This window comes from Agromyces sp. MMS24-JH15 (assembly GCF_043518605.1).
Lineage (GTDB): Bacteria > Actinomycetota > Actinomycetes > Actinomycetales > Microbacteriaceae > Agromyces.
The window spans coordinates 668,214-683,889 of record NZ_CP171358.1; the positions used below are offsets into that span (position 1 = coordinate 668,214).

Below are 15,676 nucleotides of genomic sequence, written 5' to 3' on the forward strand. Positions count from 1 at the left end.
GCCCCGGTGGGGCGGGCGTTCGGGTGGTCCCGGATTCGGGACCGGGTCAGGTCAGGCGGATGCCTCGGGAAGCGCGGATGCGCCGAGCGGGTCGGGTGAATCGAGCCGTTCGGATGCGTCGAGCTGCCGCCGGCAGTCGGCGCAGAGGCCCCAGAACGTGACCTCGGCGGTGTGGATGGCGAAGCCGTTCGCGTCGCCCGGCTCGAGGCACGGGGGCTCGCCGACGACGCAGTCGATGTCGGCGACCGCGTGGCAGCGCGTGCAGACGACGTGGTGGTGGTTGTCGCCGGTGCGGCTCTCGTAGAGCGCGGGCGAGCCGGCGGGTTCGATCTTCCGCAGGAGCCCCGCCTCGGCGAGCGCGCCGAGCACGTTGTAGACCGACTGGACCGACGTGCCGGGCAGTTCGTCGCGCAGGCGCGTGTGCACGGCATCGGCGTCGAGGTGGCCGGTGCCGGTGAGCGCCTCGAGCACGGCGACGCGGGGTGCCGTCACCTTGAGGCCCGCCGAGCGGAGTCGCTCGGCGGTGCGCTCGCGCGAGACATCCGGCGTGGTCATGCGGATCAACCTAGCAGGTTGTTTTGATTCATTCAAAACAACGAGGATGTCACGTTTCCGGGCATCCCGACGGACCGATTCAGGGCGCGCGCATAGGGTCCCGAGGGTGCCCGCATAGGCCCGGATGCCACCCTTCCGGCATGACCACGACGCCGCTTCCCGAGCAGGCCCCGCCGCAGGACGCGGCGCCGCAGGCCCAGCCGTACCAGCCGTACCAGCCGTACCAGGCCGCGTACGTCCCGCCGCCCGGGTACGTCCCGCCGCCCGGCTCCCCCGCCGCACCCGCCGCGGGGTCGCGCCGCCCCTGGTACCGCCGCACGTGGGTGATCGTGGTCGGCGCCGTGCTCGCGGGCGGCCTCATCTTCGCCGGCGGGTTCGCGGCGGGCGCCGCGGTGACGACCGCGCTCACGCCGGCCGGGCAGTTCGGTCCGGGCGGGTTCCCCGGCGACGGCGACTTCCCCGGCGACGGCGGATTCCCCGGCGGCGGGCAGCGCCCCGACGGCCCGCGGTTCCAGGACGGCGACCAGGCCCCGTCCGGACAGGACGGCACGGGCACCTGAGCGGCATAGGCACGTGAGCTGACGGTTTCCCGATCGGGGCGGGATCGCGCATGATGGTGCGCACGCCCGATCAAAGGAGATCAGATGGCCCACAGCCCGTTGCCCGACGTCGAGATCCCGGACCTCCCGATCCACGACTTCCTCTTCGGCGGACTCGACGAGCGGCAGCTCGACGAGATCGCGCTCATCGACGGCGCCTCCGGCGCCACCACGACCTACCGCCGGCTCATCGCCCACGTGGAACTGTTCGCCGGCGCGATGGCCGCGCGCGACGTCGGCGTGGGCGACGTCGTCGCGCTGCTCTGCCCGAACGTGCCCGCGTTCGCGACCGTGTTCCACGGCCTGCTCCGCTCGGGCGCGACCGTCACGACGATCAACTCGCTCTACACGCCCGACGAGATCGAGAACCAGCTCCGCGACTCCGGTGCGCGCTGGTTCGTGACCGTCACGCCGCTGCTCGCGGGCGCCGAGGTCGCGGCCGAGCGCGTCGGCATCCCCGCCGAGCAGCTCATCGTGCTCGACGCGGCGCCCGGCACGGGGCATCCATCGCTCGCGCAGCTGCTCGGGGAGGGGCATCCTGCACCCGACGTGAGCTTCGACCCGGCCACGCACCTCGCCGTCCTGCCCTACTCGTCGGGCACCACCGGGCGCCCGAAGGGCGTCATGCTCACGCACCGCAACCTGGTCGCGAACGTGTGCCAGTCCTCTGCGAACATCGCCCTGGACACGGGCGACCGCGTGCTCGCCGTGCTGCCGTTCTTCCACATCTACGGCATGACCGTGCTGCTGAACTTCGCGCTCTTCCGCCGCGCCGCGCTCGTCACGATGCCGAAGTTCGACCTCGTCGAGTTCCTGCGCGTGATCAGCGAGCACCGGGCGACCTGGGTGTTCATCGCGCCGCCGATCGCGGTCGCGCTCGCGAAGCACCCGATCGTCGACCAGTACGACCTGTCGAGCGTGAAGGTCGTCTTCTCGGGAGCGGCGCCGCTGGACGGCGCACTCGCCGAGGCGGTCGCCGAGCGGCTCGGATGCCTCGTCTGCCAGGGCTACGGCATGACCGAGACGAGCCCCGTCACGCACGCGATCCCCGTCGACCGCACCGACATCGACCGCTCGAGCGTCGGGCTCCTCCTCGCGAACACCGAGGCTCGCCTCGTCGACCCCGAGTCGGGAGCCGACCTCGAGGCCCCCGCCGACGGCTGGAGCGAGCCGGGCGAGCTGCTGATCCGCGGCCCCCAGGTGATGCAGGGCTACCTGAACAACCCCGAGGCGACGGCCGCGATGATCGACGGCGACGGATGGCTCCACACGGGCGACGTCGCGACCGTCAACCATGACGGGCACTTCCACATCGTCGACCGGCTGAAGGAGCTCATCAAGTACAAGGGCTACCAGGTCGCCCCGGCCGTGCTCGAGGCCGTGCTGCTCGAACACCCGGCGATCGCGGATGCCGCCGTCATCGGCGTACGGGACGCCGATGGGCAGGAGATCCCGAAGGCGTTCGTGGTCGCCCAGGCCGGGGCATCCATCTCGGCCGAGGAGGTGCAGGCGCACGTCGCCGCGCACGTCGCGCCGCACGAGAAGGTGCGCGCGGTCGAGTTCGTCGACGCGATCCCGAAGTCGAGCTCGGGGAAGATCCTGCGCAAGGACCTGCGGGCGCGGGAGGCGCAGACGGTGTAGCGCCGGCGCGACCGCCCCGGTGGTCGAGTAGCGCCGGCGTGAAGCGACGCCCCCACTCGGTGGTCGAGTAGCGCCGGCGCGAAGCGCTGCCCCATCGGTGGTCGAGTAGCGCCGGCGCGAAGCGCTGCCCCATCGGTGGTCGAGGAGCGCCGGCGCGAAGCGGCGACGCGTATCAAGACCCGGCGACCCGAGGCTGGGTGCCGTGGTCTCGATACGCGTCCGACTCCGTCGGGCGCTACTCGACCACCGGGGAAGTCCGACTCCGTCGGGCGCTACTCGACCACCGGGGAAGTCCGACTCCGTCGGGCGCTACTCGACCACCGGAGGAGTCAGCGGCGCGCCCGCGCCCGCGTCCGAGTGGGGCGAACGGATGCCGCGGCAGCGGCGAGCGCGCCGGCCGCGAGCAGCCCGACCGCCGCGATGATCAGCCCGGTGGGATCATCCGTGCCGGTCTTCGCGAGGGGCGAACGCGTCTTCGCCAGCGGTGCACCGGTGATCGCCAGCGGCGCGGCAGGCACCACGGGGGCTGCGTTGGTGCGGAACGAGTCGGCCGGTGCGACGCCGATCGCCACCTTGCCGGTGTAGGCGACGACGCCGAACTCGTAGTCGGTATCCGCGTCGAGGCCTCGGATCACGAAGGCGGTTCCCTCCGAGGCCGACACCTCCTGGGTCCAGTGCCCGCCGGGCTTCCACCAATGCACGACATACCTGTCGGCATCGGCGTCCGGATCCCAGGCGATCGTCGCCGTGTCGAGCGTCACGCCGATCAGGTCGGTCGTGATGCTCCGCAGGGTCGTGACGGTGAACTCACCCGAATCGGCGCCGCCGCCGGTCACCCTGATGGTGTACGCGTGCGCCGGAAGCAGGCCGGTGATCGTGTGGTGCCCGACCCCTGCTGCCGGCGCTGAGGCCCACTCGCCCGAACCCGCGACTGCCCACTTCACCACGTACTCGGTATCGCCGACGGGGTTCCAGGCAAGATCGATCGTGGTCGCGTCGAAACTGGTGGCGTCAACCTCGATCGGCTCCGCCACCGGCTTGGCCACCACGTCGAGGTTCCCGATCGCGACGCGATTCTTCCCGTTGTACGCCTTGACTGCGAGGGAGTTCGTCGAGCCGGGAGTCAGGCCCGAAACCGTGAACGACCCGTGCTGCGCGACCGGCGTGATCTCGACCGGGTTCCCGGTGCCCACCTGCCAGAGGATCTTGGTGACTCCCGCGATCGAATCGAGCGAGTAGCCGATCTCGGCCGTCGTCGTGCCGACCTGGTCGGCCGTCAACCGGATGGGCCCGTTCACGACGACCGTCGCGGCGTTGGAGCGCGGGTTCCCATGGCCGTCCTTCAGCTGGTACCGATGGCTTCCCGCGATCGCGGCGGAATCGACGTACGTCGCCGCGCCGACCGTGGTGGACCCGATCCGGACGTCGTCGCGGTAGACGTCGAGCGCGGTGTCCATCGCACCGGACAAGCTCAGCGTCACCTCGGTCTTGGCGGTCTGGACACCGGCGACCTGGATCGGGATCGGCAGCGTGACGGTCATGGTGCCCGAAGCGAGCGTCGTCTGTTGCGGCGCTCCATTCAGCCGTGCGACCAGCGCGACCGTGACGGTGTGGGTCGATCCGGGCGCGTAGCCGGCGAAGGGGCCGGCAGCCGTCGGGTCGTACTCCACGGCGATCGCCTGAACATGCTGGCCGTCGATCCCGATGAGCCATTCGACAGAACTGCGGTTGGGCGGCAGCGGCAGCGTCGGTCTCGTCCACGTGATGCCGAAGGCCGACGCCGTCACGCCGGACGCCGACACCGTGAGCGGCTCGGGGGAGCCGGTGGTCACCGCGATCGTCGTGCTCGTGCCCTCGTCGGCCGACCGGGTCGCCGTTACCTTGACCTCGTAGCCGGTGTTCGGCTGAAGGCCGGTGAGCGTCTTCGCGGTGACGTCGGCAGCGACGTCGACGCCACTCCAATCCGCCGTCCCGGCCTTCCGGTAGCTCACCGTGTAGCCGGTCGCGCCGTCGACCGCCGGCCAGGTCACATCGACCGAGGTCGGGGTCGGGCTGGTCGCGGATGGCGTGAGTGCCTGCAGCCTGACCACTTGCCGCGCGCTCAGGAGGAATGCGGTATCGCTGTAGTACTGGACGGAGATCATGGTGCCGACACCCCAGAGGTCCGGCGGAATCGCGATGTCGATCGACTGCGAACCCCGACTCACCTGGATGCCGCCAGTCGGCCCCCAGATCAGGTTCGTCGTCGCCCCGGGGTACTCCGACCACGAGACGCGGATCCTGCCGACTGCCGGCTGCTCGACGGTCATGGTCGGCTCCGCCGGGAGCTCCGCCAGCCGCGCCGACGGGGCCGTCGAGGATGACGCGGCCTGCTTGAGTCCAGCGATCGCGGACGTGCTCGCCCCTGCATCGCCGGTGGCGGCCTCGGTCGACGCATCCGCTTCGACCGGCGCTTCCTCGGCCGGCGGCAACTCGTCGGTCGGCGGCAGATCCTCTACCGGCGGCGCCTCGTTCTCGGTCGCGCCCGACGGCGCATCCAGATTCAGGTCGTCAGCGGATGCCCCGACCGCTGCGCCGCCGAGCACCATGCCCAGCGCGACGAACGTCGAGACCATCCCCAGCCCCGCCCTGCGGACGGCCAGCCGGTTCCTCATGTGAATCATCTCCTAGCGGATGCACCGCCGAAGAGCGCCGGCAGCGTCTTCGATGCTGTAGACGCAATGAAAAAACCCTGAATGCGGTGGGAAAGTTCACTGAGTGCTGCATGCGTATTGACTGAGTGTGAATAGGCCCGCACTCAGGGAACGCCTCGGTGGTCGAGTAGCGCCAGCGCGAAGCGACGCCCCCACCCGGTGGTCGAGTAGCGCCGGCGCGAAGCGACGACGCGTATCGAGACCAAGGGACCCGAGGCAGGGTGCCGTGGTCTCGATACGCGTCCGACTCCGTCGGGCGCTACTCGACCACCGGGGAAGTCCGACTCCGTCGGGCGCTACTCGACCACCGGGGAAGTCCGACTCCGTCGGGCGCTCCTCGACCACCGGGGAAGTCCGACTTCGTCGGGCGCTCCTCGACCACCGGGGAAGTCCGACTCCGTCGGGCGCTCCTCGACCACCGGGGAAGTCCGACTTCGTCGGGCGCTACTCGACCACCGGGGGTCCGACGCCCGGCGGGTGCTCCTTGTCCACCGGACCCACCAGAACCCTCAGTACTGCAGCAGGCTGAAGACCTCGTAGCGGTCGTCGAGCGCGGCCCGGCCGCCCAGGCCCTCGAGCTCGACGGCGACGGCGATCCCGGCGACGTGCCATCCGGCCCGCTCGACCAGGCGCGCCGCGGCACCGACCGTGCCGCCCGTGGCGAGCACGTCGTCGACGATGAGCACGCGGGACCCGGGCGGGATCTCCCCCTCGTGCACCTCGAGGGCGGCGGTGCCGTACTCGAGCGCGTACTCCTCGCGGAGCACCTTCCGCGGGAGCTTGCCCGCCTTGCGCACGGGCAGCACGCCCGCGCCGCAGAGCACCGAGGCGGCCGCGGCGAGCAGGAACCCGCGCGCCTCGACGCCCGCCAGCACGTCGAACCGGCCCGCGAACGGCTCGGTCATCGCCTCGGCGAGTGTGTGGAACGCGGGCCCGTCGGCGAACACCGGCGTCAGGTCGCGGAAGACGATGCCCGGCTCGGGGAAGTCGGGGATGGTCGCGATCCGCCGTTCGACGATCGCGCGGGCGTCTGACTCGTTCACCGGGCAAGGGTACCGCCGCACCCGTCGGCGCTCGGCGAGTTCCGTCGGGCCCGGGCGCCGGGCGAACGGCTCGCGCGAGCGCGACGGGTAGACTCGTGGGGTCAGGCATCCGCTCGCGGCATCCGCTCGCGCCATCTTCTGGAGCTCGCCCTCGTGACCACCGAAACCACCGCCACGACCGCTGCGCCCAGCGGGCAGATCCTCGACACCGTCGAGGTCGCCGCCGCCACGCCCGAGAAGGAGCAGCCGTACGCCGCACTGGGCCTGAAGCCCGACGAGTACGAGCGGATCCGGAACATCCTCGGCCGCCGCCCGACGAGCGCCGAGCTCGCGATGTACTCGGTCATGTGGAGCGAGCACTGCTCCTACAAGTCGTCCAAGGTGTACCTCCGCCAGTTCGGCAAGAAGGTCACGCCCGACATGAAGAAGAACCTCATGGTCGGCATGGGCGAGAACGCGGGCGTGCTCGACATCGGCGAGGGCTGGGCCGTCACCTTCAAGATCGAGTCGCACAACCACCCCTCCTACATCGAGCCGTTCCAGGGCGCCGCGACCGGCGTGGGCGGAATCGTGCGCGACATCATCTCCATGGGCGCCCGCCCGGTCGCCGTCATGGACGCCCTCCGCTTCGGCGCCATCGACCACCCCGACACCGCGCGCGTCGTGCACGGCGTGGTCGCCGGCATCAGCTTCTACGGCAACTGCCTCGGCCTGCCGAACATCGGCGGCGAGACCTGGTTCGATCCGGTGTACCAGGCCAACCCGCTCGTGAACGCGCTCGCGGTCGGCGTGCTCCGCCACGAGGACCTGCACCTCGCGAACGCCAAGGGCCAGGGCAACAAGGTCGTGCTCTTCGGCGCCCGCACCGGCGGCGACGGCATCGGCGGCGCGTCGATCCTCGCGTCCGACACGTTCGCCGAGGGCGGCCCGGCCAAGCGCCCCGCGGTGCAGGTCGGCGACCCGTTCGCCGAGAAGGTCCTCATCGAGTGCTGCCTCGAGCTGTTCCAGCAGGACCTCGTCGAGGGCATCCAGGACCTCGGCGCCGCCGGCATCTCGTGCGCGACCTCCGAGCTCGCCTCCAACGGCGACGGCGGCATGGCGATCGTGCTCGACGACGTGCTGCTGCGCGACCCCACGCTCACGCCTGAGGAGATCCTCATGAGCGAGAGCCAGGAGCGCATGATGGCGATCGTGAAGCCCGAGAAGCTCGACGGCTTCCTCGAGGTCGTGAAGAAGTGGGATGTCGAGACCAGCGTGCTCGGCGAGGTCACCGACACCGGCCGCCTCTCGATCATGTGGCACGGCCAGGAGATCGTGAACGTCGACCCCCGCACGGTCGCGGTCGACGGCCCGGTCTACGAGCGGCCCGTCGCGTACCCGACCTGGATCGACGCGCTCCAGGAGGACACCGCCGCGAAGCTCGACCGCCCGGCCACGCCCGACGAGATCCGCGCGCAGTTCCTGCAGCTCGTCGGCTCGGCGAACCAGGCCGATGCCGCCTGGGTCACCAACCAGTACGACAAATACGTGCTCGGCAACACCGCCCTTTCGTACCCCGACGACGCGGGCATGATCCGCGTCGACGAGGAATCCGGCCTGGGCGTCTCGGTCGCGACCGACGCGAACGGCCGCTACTCCTACCTCGACCCGCGCGAGGGCGCGAAGCTCGCCCTCGCCGAGGCGTACCGCAACGTCGCCGTGACGGGCGCCGTGCCCGTCGGCGTCAGCGACTGCCTGAACTTCGGGTCGCCGGAGAACCCCGAGGTCATGTGGCAGTTCTCCGAGACCGTCGAAGGCCTGAGCGATGGATGCCTCGAGCTGGGCATCCCCGTGACGGGCGGCAACGTCTCGTTCTACAACCAGACCGGCGACGTGCCGATCCACCCGACGCCCGTGATCGCCGTGCTCGGCGTGATCGACGACGTCGCCCGGCGCATCCCGAGCGGCTGGCAGGACGACGGCCACAACATCTACCTGCTCGGCGACACCCGCGCGGAGCTCGACGGCTCGGCGTGGGCCGGCGTCGTGCACGGCCACCTCGGCGGACGCCCGCCGGTCGTCGACCTCGCGCACGAGCAGTCGCTCGCCGAGCTGCTGCGCGCGGCCGCGCTCGAGGGCCTCGTCGACGCCGCACACGACCTCAGCGACGGCGGCCTCGCGATCGCGCTCGCCGAGGCGGTCTCGCGCTTCGGCGTCGGCGCGCGCGTGTTCCTCGACGAGGTCGCGCAGGACGCGGGCGTCGACCTCGCGACCGCGCTGTTCAGCGAGTCGGCCGGCCGCGTGATCGTGTCGGTGCCCCGCGAGGACGACGTGAAGTTCCGCGGGCTGTGCGACGGCCGGGGCATCCCGGTGCGCCGGATCGGCGTGACGGATGCCTCGTCCGAGGCGCTCGAGGTGCAGGGTGCGTTCACCGTCTCGATCGACGAGCTCCGCGGCGTGAACCGCGCCCCGCTCGCCGACGCGTTCGGCCCGATCGTCGGGTACTGACCCGCCCCTCGTTCCCCAATTCAGGAAGAGAGCCCTCATGAGCCCGTATGGCGCTCATGGGGGCTCTCTTCCTGAAATGGGGCGAGACTGAGCACGTGAGCGACGAGCGCGAGTCCTATTCCGACGCGTATGCGGCACGACACGGCGGGTTCGCGCTGATCCCGGCGGCGCACGTGTTCCTGATCGAGCACGGCGCCGACGGCGACCGCGTGCTCCTGCAGCGCCGGAGCGCCACCGACTATTACGACGGCTGGTGGGCGGCGTCGGCCGCGGGGCATGTCGAGCCGGGCGAGACCGCGTACGAGGCTGCGGTGCGCGAGACCGCCGAAGAGCTCGGCGTCGTGGTCGAGCGGCTTCGGCCGCTCACGACGGTGCACCGGCGGGGACCGACCGCGCCCGACGGCGCACAACGGCCCGCCGAGCAGCGCGTGGACTTCTACTTCCAGGCGACGGGGTGGGCGGGCGAGCCGCGACCGGCGGACGGCACGGCCGACGCGCTCGCGTGGTTCGACCTCACCGAGTTGCCCGAGCGGACCGTGCACCACGAGCGGCACGTGCTCGAGCTGTTCCGCGCGGGCAGCCTGCCCGTCATCACGGACTTCGGGTTCTGAGGGGCCCGGTCTCGATACGGCTGCTCCGCGGCCTACTCGACCACCGGAGTGGGAGGCGGCCACCCCGGTGATCGAGTACCGCCACCGGAGGCGACCACCGGAGTGGAAGGCGACCATCCCGGTGATCGAGTAGCGCCGCCGGAGGCGACGCGTATCGAGATCGCGGCGACCTGGTCTCGATACGGCTGCTCCGCGGCCTACTCGACCACCGGAGTGGGAGGCGGGCATCCCGGTGATCGAGTAGCGCCGCCGGAGGCGACCACCGGAGTGGACGGCCGCTCCGCGGCCTACTCGACCACCGGAGTGGGAGGCGACCCTCCCGGTGATCGAGTAGCGCCGCCGGAGGCGACGCGTATCGAGATCAAGTCGACCTGGTCTCGATACGGCTGCTCCGCGGCCTACTCGACCACCGGAGTGGACGGCTGCTCCGCGGCCTACTCGACCACCGGAGTGGACGGCCGCTCCGCGGCCTCCTCGATCACCGGGCGGCGGTTACTTCCCGACCGCCTTCAGCGCGTTCACGATGCCCTTGCCGTAGAACCCGTTCGACGCCTTCGTGCCCTCGCAGGTGTGCGTGGCCGTGAGCGTCGCGCCCGCCGGCGTGATGCGCGTGTACGTGTACGCCGGCGGCACCGGGCACGCGGTGTCGACCGCGGACTGCTCGAGGCGCGCCTGCGTGAGGGCCGGCGGCAGGTAGAGCCCGCCGCGGAAGACGTCCTTCACGCCGTACTTCGCGACGATGAGCGCTGCGACGCCCGCGGCGTGCGGCGACGCCATCGACGTGCCCTGCAGGTACTGGTAGTACCCGCAGGTCTTGCCGGAGGCGTCGCAGCTCTTCACGACGTTCGAGACCGTCGGCTCGCCGTTCTCGTCGATCTCGCCGTTCGCCTCGGCGAGCGCCTTCGGGTACGCGGCGAGGATCGTCTTGGTCAGGTCGCGCGTGTTCCCCGCGGTGTCGTAGGCGTCGCCGCCGGGGGCGGCCACGTCGACGTACCCGTTGCCGTAGTCGGAGTAGTACGCCTTGCGCGACGAGATGCCGGTGCTCGACACCGAGATCACGCCGTTGCCCTCGGAGGGCATCGAGGTGCACGACGCCGGGTCGAGCAGGTCGCGCGTGCGCTCGATCTCCTCACCCGGGACATCCGCGAAGTCCGGGCTGGAGACGTCGCTGATCACCTTCGTGTAGTCGGTGGCCCCGTTTCCGGCCGCGGACACCAGCGTCACGCCGCGCACGCGCGCGAAGTCGAGCGCTCGCTGCATCGCGGTGATGATCGTCTGCTGCTCCTGCTGGTCCTCGGGCGAGTCGGCCGGGTGGGACGTGCAGTTGAACAGCCACGGGTCGACGTAGTAGCTCATGTTCACGACGTCGACGCCGATCCTCCCGGCGTAGGTGAGCGCGTCGATCGAGGGCTGGAGGAAGAAGTACCCCGAGTCCTGGCCGGCGCGGAGGTTCACGATGGTCGCCTTGGGCGCGACGCCCGCGATGCCGATGCCGTTCAGCGGCGCCGCGATCGTGGATGCCACGTGCGTGCCGTGTCCGTCCTCGTCGACGTTCGCCGGGTCCTGGCAGGACTGGTCGGGCTCGTCCTCGCAGGGACCGTCGACCTCGTCGCCGTTCGCGTCGACCGGGATGTCGACCGTGAAGTTGCGGCTGCGCGCGGCGTCGAAGTTCGGTGCGATGTCGGGGTGCGTGCCGTCGACGCCGGTGTCGATGATGCCGACGACGACGCCCTTGCCCTGCTCGACCTTGTACGAGCCGTCGGCGGTCGCGCCGATCGCGGCCATGTCCCACTGCTGCGAGGAGAGCGGGTCGCCCTTGGGCCCCTGCGCCTTTCCGCTGGACTTCGCGGCGGCCGCGCCTGCGGCACCGCCGGCGGCCTTGACGTCCTGCTCGGCGGCATCCTGCTTCTCCGCCTCGCCGTTCACCCGATGCGCGTCCGGCACGTCGGCGATGACGCGGTTCTGCGCGGTGCCCTCGATCACGGCCTGGCCGGCGGCATCGGCGGCGAAGTCGGCGTTCGAGGTGGTCACGGTCGCGACGCCCACGTCGGCGTTGCTCGTGACCACGGTGCCGCCGGCCGCGGCGACCGCGGCCTGCTGGGCGGAGGCCGAGGTGCCCTCGGCGAAGAGGACGACGAACTGGCGTTCGCCGTCCCCGGTGGCGGTCGTGGCTCCGGCGGGTGCGGCCGCGAGGGCCGTGAGTGCCAGTGCTGCTGCGGAGATCGCAGCGATCGTGCTTGCTCTCCTCATTCGGATTCCCATCTCTGTTGACGGATCACGTCGTCCAGACGGACAGCGCCCCGGTCGGGGCGCGCATGTCCGCGATCCTGACAGGTGCCGCGAACGGGGGTCAAGGGATTGCGCGGAAGCCGCGCACGACCTCTACGAACCCGCCGGCGGCGCCGTCGCGAGGTCGACGCGCTCGGCGAGGTACCGCTCGAAGGGGGCGAGCGCGGTCGGGTCGCCCGCGCTCCAACGGACGAGGACGGCGCCGTCGGCGCCGAGCACGAGCGGTCCGGATGCCCCGAACGCGCCGAGCTCGTCGGGGTCGATGCGCTGCGCGCCGAAGTTCACGGTCTCGTCCTCGCGATAGCCGCCGCGCACGGCCGCGGCACGGTAGGCGCGCTCGACGGCGACCGCGTTCGCGGTGACGCTGCGCCGCACCTCGCGCTGCGCGCGCACGACGCGGCCGGTGCCGAAGAGGCCGCCGACGGGTGCGACGAGCAGCACGCCGAGGCGCCAGACGCGCCCGGCGGGGGTCATCCTCGCGGCGCGCGGGATGCCGAGCACGCGGCGCGCCGGCGCGAAGTCGGCGAGCGCCTCGTCGCGCGCGCCCGCCGCGGCGAGCGCGCGGGCGGCCTCGGCCGCGAGCGCGCGCACACGCGACGGGGCATCCGAGCGCTGGTCCATGCTGGAGATGCTACGCAGCCGGATGCCCCGACCGGGACGTCAGTACTGCATGACGATGCGGCCCTCGACCTTCCCGGCCTCGAGGCGCTCGAAGATCGAGTTGATGTCGTCGAGCGTCTCGACCGACGAGACCGTGGGGTGGATCTTGCCGCGCGCGTAGAACTCGATCGCCTCGGCGAGGTCCTGGCGGGTGCCGACGATCGAGCCGCGGATCGTGATGCGGCGGAGCACCACGTCGAAGATCGAGGCCGGGAACTCGCCCGGCGGCAGCCCGACGAACACGGCGGTGCCGCCCCGGCGGGCCATCCCCACCGCCTGGCCGAAGGCCGACGGGTGCACGGCCGTGACGAGCACGCCGTGCGCGCCGCCGATCTGCTCCTGGATCGTCGCGACCGGGTCCGCGGTCGCCGCGTTCACGACGACCTCGGCGCCGTGCTTGGTCGCGAGCGCGAGCTTCTCGTCGTCGACGTCGACCGCGGCGACCCGCATGCCCATCGCGATGGCGTACTGCACGGCGATGTGGCCGAGGCCGCCGATGCCCGAGATGACGACCCACTGGCCGGGTCTGACCTCGGTCTCCTTGAGCCCCTTGTAGACGGTGACGCCCGCGCAGAGGATCGGCGCGATCTCGACCGGGTCGACGCCGTCGGGGATCCTCGCGGCGAACCGCTCGTCGACGAGCATGTACTCCCCGAAGCTGCCGTCGACGAAGTAGCCGCCGTTCTTCTGGTTCGGGCAGAGCGTCTCCCACCCGGTACGGCAGTACTCGCACACGCCGCACGCGCTCCAGAGCCAGGCGTTGCCGACCTTGTCGCCGACCTTCAGTTCGAGGACCCCCGGCCCGACCGCCACGACCTCGCCGTAACCCTCGTGCCCCGGGATGAGGTCGGACTTGGGCGCGACCGGCCAGTCGCCGCGCGCGGCGTGCAGGTCGGTGTGGCAGACGCCCGAGGTGATCAGCTTCACGAGCGCCTCGCCGTGGCCCGGCTCGGGGATCGGCACGTCCTTGACGACCAATGGTGCGCCGAGCTCCGTGACGACGGCAGCGCGCATGGTGTCGCCCATCGAATTCCCCCTTCGATCGGGCCGGCCGATCGCCGGCCTCCGAGGGGTCACGCTACTCCGAGGGGGTTGCGACGGGTTGCGACGGGGTACGCCCGGTTCGGTCCGGGGTGACGGGCGCTCGGCCGGTCAGGCGTGCGTGAAGATCAGCGAGACGTTCTGCCCGCCGAAGCCGAACGAGTTGCTCGCGACCGCCTCCTGGATGAGGTCGCGGCGCTCGAGGACGACGTCGAGGTCGACCTCGGGGTCGATCGTGTCCCCGGTCAGGTTGCGCGTCGGCGGCACGGCGCCGTGCTTGACGCTGAGGATCGCGATGATCGCCTCGACCGCGCCGGCCGCGCCGAACAGGTGGCCGAGCGCCGCCTTGGGCGCGGTCACGGTCGTGCGCCCGAAGACCTCGTGGATGGCGCGCGCCTCGGCGACGTCGCCCACGGGGGTCCCGGTCGCGTGCGCGTTGACGTGGCCGATCTGCGCGGGGGCGAGCCCCGCCTGCAGGAGCGCCTTGCGCATCGCGGCCATCTGTCCGGCGCCGTCGGGCGCGGGTGCGGTCAGGTGGTGCGCGTCGGCCGCGATGCCGGCCCCGGCGAGGACCGCGTGCACCCGGGCGCCGCGCGCGGCGGCGTGCTCGGCGCTCTCGAGGACCACCATGCCGGAGCCCTCGCCGAGCACGAACCCGTCGCGGTCGACCGAGAAGGGACGCGACGCGTTCGCGGGGTCGCCCTCGTAGCGGGAGAGGGCGCGCGCCTGGAGGAATCCGGCGACCGTGATGGGGCTGATCGCCGCTTCGGTCCCGCCCGCGATGACGATGTCGGCCTCGCCGGCGCGGATGAGCCGGGCGCCGTGCGCGATCGCCTCCGCGCCCGACGAGCAGGCGGACACGGGCGTGTACGTGCCGGCGCGAGCACCGAACTCGATGCCGACGACCGCGGCGGCCGCGTTCGGCATGAGCAGCGGGACGGCGCGCGGGGACACGCGACGGACGCCGATGGCCTTGAGGGTCTCGTCCTCCTTCAGGAGGGTGAGGAGCCCGCCGACGCCGGTGCCGACCGCGGTCGCGAACCGGTCGGGGTCGACCACGGGCGATCCCGCGTCGAGCCAGGCCTCACGGGATGCCGCGAGCGCAGCCTGCTGGGAGCGGTCGAGCCGCTTCGCCTCGACGATGGCGAGCAGGCCCGCGGGGTCGACGGCCATGGTGCCGGCCGACGTCGCGGGGACGTCGCCGCCGTCGGCGTCGCGCAGGACGTCGCCGCGGATGCCGGATTCGGACGCGAGGAGGGCGGCCCAGGTGGATGCGACGTCGGCGCCGAGCGGCGTGACCGCGCCGAGTCCGGTGATGACGACCTCGGTGTGCGCTGGCATGGCGGGCCCCCTCCGCTTGTATGGCGTACAAACGCCTGAGACCCAGTTGTATCACATACAATCGACGAATGGTACGGGGTGCGGGGGCTTCCAACGGAACACTCGACGACACCGACCGTCGCGGGCGGTCGACGCGCCACCGGATCCTCGACACCACGACGCGGCTCGCGATCAGCAGGGGCAACGCCGAGCCGAGCGTCGCCGAGATCGCCAAGGCGGCCGGCGTCTTCCCGAACCAGATCACCTACCACTTCGGCTCGAAGCAGGCGCTGCTGATCGATGCGGCGTTCCTCGGCCTGCTGCGCGACGCCGGTCGCATCGAGCTCGTCGGGCGCCGGGCGCCCACGCCGTCGGCCTTCCGACGCGGCATCGCCCGGGCCGTGCTGTCGATGCCGACCCTGCCGGGCGTCGCGCGCGTGCTCGCCGCGGAGATCGCGAAGCCGCAGCACGGATCGACGATCGACGCCCACATGCAGTTGCTGTTCAAGCACTCGGAACGGTACGTCCGGCAGGTCGCCGAGGCGCGCGGCTGGGCCACCGACCGCGCGCTGCCCTCCGAGGTGCGCACGTTCTGGAGCACCGCGCTCGGCGCGGTGCTGCTGTTCGGCGCGGGCGTCAGCGGGACGACCGCCGACCTCGACCTCGCGGGGACGCTGACGATCCACGAGATTGCTGGCACGAGCGACGGGCCGGCGGCCGGCGGCGTCAGGGGCTGA

The 15,676-nt window shown here is 71.8% G+C and carries 12 protein-coding genes; 5 read left to right on the forward strand and 7 right to left on the reverse strand.

Features of this window, described 5'->3' with window-relative positions; all coding sequences use genetic code 11:
* Positions 1-51: 51 nt before the first annotated feature.
* The gene (locus ACDF64_RS03040) at positions 52-555 is read right to left on the reverse strand and encodes a Fur family transcriptional regulator (RefSeq protein ID WP_394553337.1); all 504 of its coding nucleotides are present in this window, start codon (positions 553-555) and stop codon (positions 52-54) included.
* A 140-nt stretch (positions 556-695) separates the two neighbouring features.
* Between ACDF64_RS03040 and ACDF64_RS03045 the strand changes: the two genes are divergently transcribed.
* Together ACDF64_RS03045 and ACDF64_RS03050 are read left to right on the forward strand one after the other, a co-directional pair.
* Positions 696-1,115 carry a hypothetical protein gene (locus ACDF64_RS03045; protein WP_394553338.1) on the forward strand — a complete coding sequence of 140 codons (420 nt, stop codon included), beginning with the start codon at positions 696-698 and terminating at the stop codon, positions 1,113-1,115.
* 84 nt (positions 1,116-1,199) lie between these two features.
* Positions 1,200-2,795 (forward strand): AMP-binding protein, encoded by a 1,596-nt coding sequence (locus ACDF64_RS03050; protein ID WP_394553339.1) that lies wholly within the window; start codon positions 1,200-1,202, stop codon positions 2,793-2,795.
* Positions 2,796-3,124: 329 nt separating this feature from the next.
* On the opposite strand, the gene ACDF64_RS03055 is transcribed toward ACDF64_RS03050, so the two are convergent.
* Positions 3,125-5,449 (reverse strand): fibronectin type III domain-containing protein, encoded by a 2,325-nt coding sequence (locus ACDF64_RS03055; protein ID WP_394553340.1) that lies wholly within the window; start codon positions 5,447-5,449, stop codon positions 3,125-3,127.
* A gap of 548 nt (positions 5,450-5,997) precedes the next feature.
* Complete coding sequence (locus tag ACDF64_RS03060) at positions 5,998-6,531, reverse strand: adenine phosphoribosyltransferase (protein ID WP_394553341.1); 534 nt, start codon at positions 6,529-6,531, stop codon at positions 5,998-6,000.
* 153 nt (positions 6,532-6,684) lie between these two features.
* Between ACDF64_RS03060 and purL the strand changes: the two genes are divergently transcribed.
* Both purL and ACDF64_RS03070 read left to right on the forward strand, forming a co-directional pair.
* Positions 6,685-9,018, forward strand: coding sequence for a phosphoribosylformylglycinamidine synthase subunit PurL (gene purL, locus ACDF64_RS03065; RefSeq protein ID WP_394553342.1), 2,334 nt, complete (start codon positions 6,685-6,687; stop codon positions 9,016-9,018).
* Positions 9,019-9,113: 95 nt separating this feature from the next.
* Positions 9,114-9,629, forward strand: coding sequence for an NUDIX domain-containing protein (locus ACDF64_RS03070; protein ID WP_394553343.1), 516 nt, complete (start codon positions 9,114-9,116; stop codon positions 9,627-9,629).
* 492 nt (positions 9,630-10,121) lie between these two features.
* Here the strand turns inward: ACDF64_RS03070 and ACDF64_RS03075 are convergent, their stop codons facing one another.
* The 4 genes from ACDF64_RS03075 to ACDF64_RS03090 form a co-directional block, all read right to left on the reverse strand.
* Entirely contained in the window at positions 10,122-11,879 is a 1,758-nt protein-coding gene (locus ACDF64_RS03075; protein ID WP_394553344.1) for a S8 family peptidase, read from the reverse strand.
* Between the two features lie 132 nt (positions 11,880-12,011).
* Entirely contained in the window at positions 12,012-12,539 is a 528-nt protein-coding gene (locus tag ACDF64_RS03080) for a hypothetical protein (RefSeq protein ID WP_394553345.1), read from the reverse strand.
* Between the two features lie 39 nt (positions 12,540-12,578).
* Positions 12,579-13,604, reverse strand: coding sequence for an alcohol dehydrogenase AdhP (adhP, locus tag ACDF64_RS03085; RefSeq protein WP_394553347.1), 1,026 nt, complete (start codon positions 13,602-13,604; stop codon positions 12,579-12,581).
* Between the two features lie 126 nt (positions 13,605-13,730).
* Positions 13,731-14,960 (reverse strand): beta-ketoacyl-[acyl-carrier-protein] synthase family protein, encoded by a 1,230-nt coding sequence (locus ACDF64_RS03090; RefSeq protein ID WP_394553348.1) that lies wholly within the window; start codon positions 14,958-14,960, stop codon positions 13,731-13,733.
* A gap of 68 nt (positions 14,961-15,028) precedes the next feature.
* Here ACDF64_RS03090 and ACDF64_RS03095 point away from each other — a divergent pair, with 68 nt between their 5' ends.
* Positions 15,029-15,676 (forward strand): TetR/AcrR family transcriptional regulator C-terminal domain-containing protein, encoded by a 648-nt coding sequence (locus ACDF64_RS03095; protein WP_394553349.1) that lies wholly within the window; start codon positions 15,029-15,031, stop codon positions 15,674-15,676.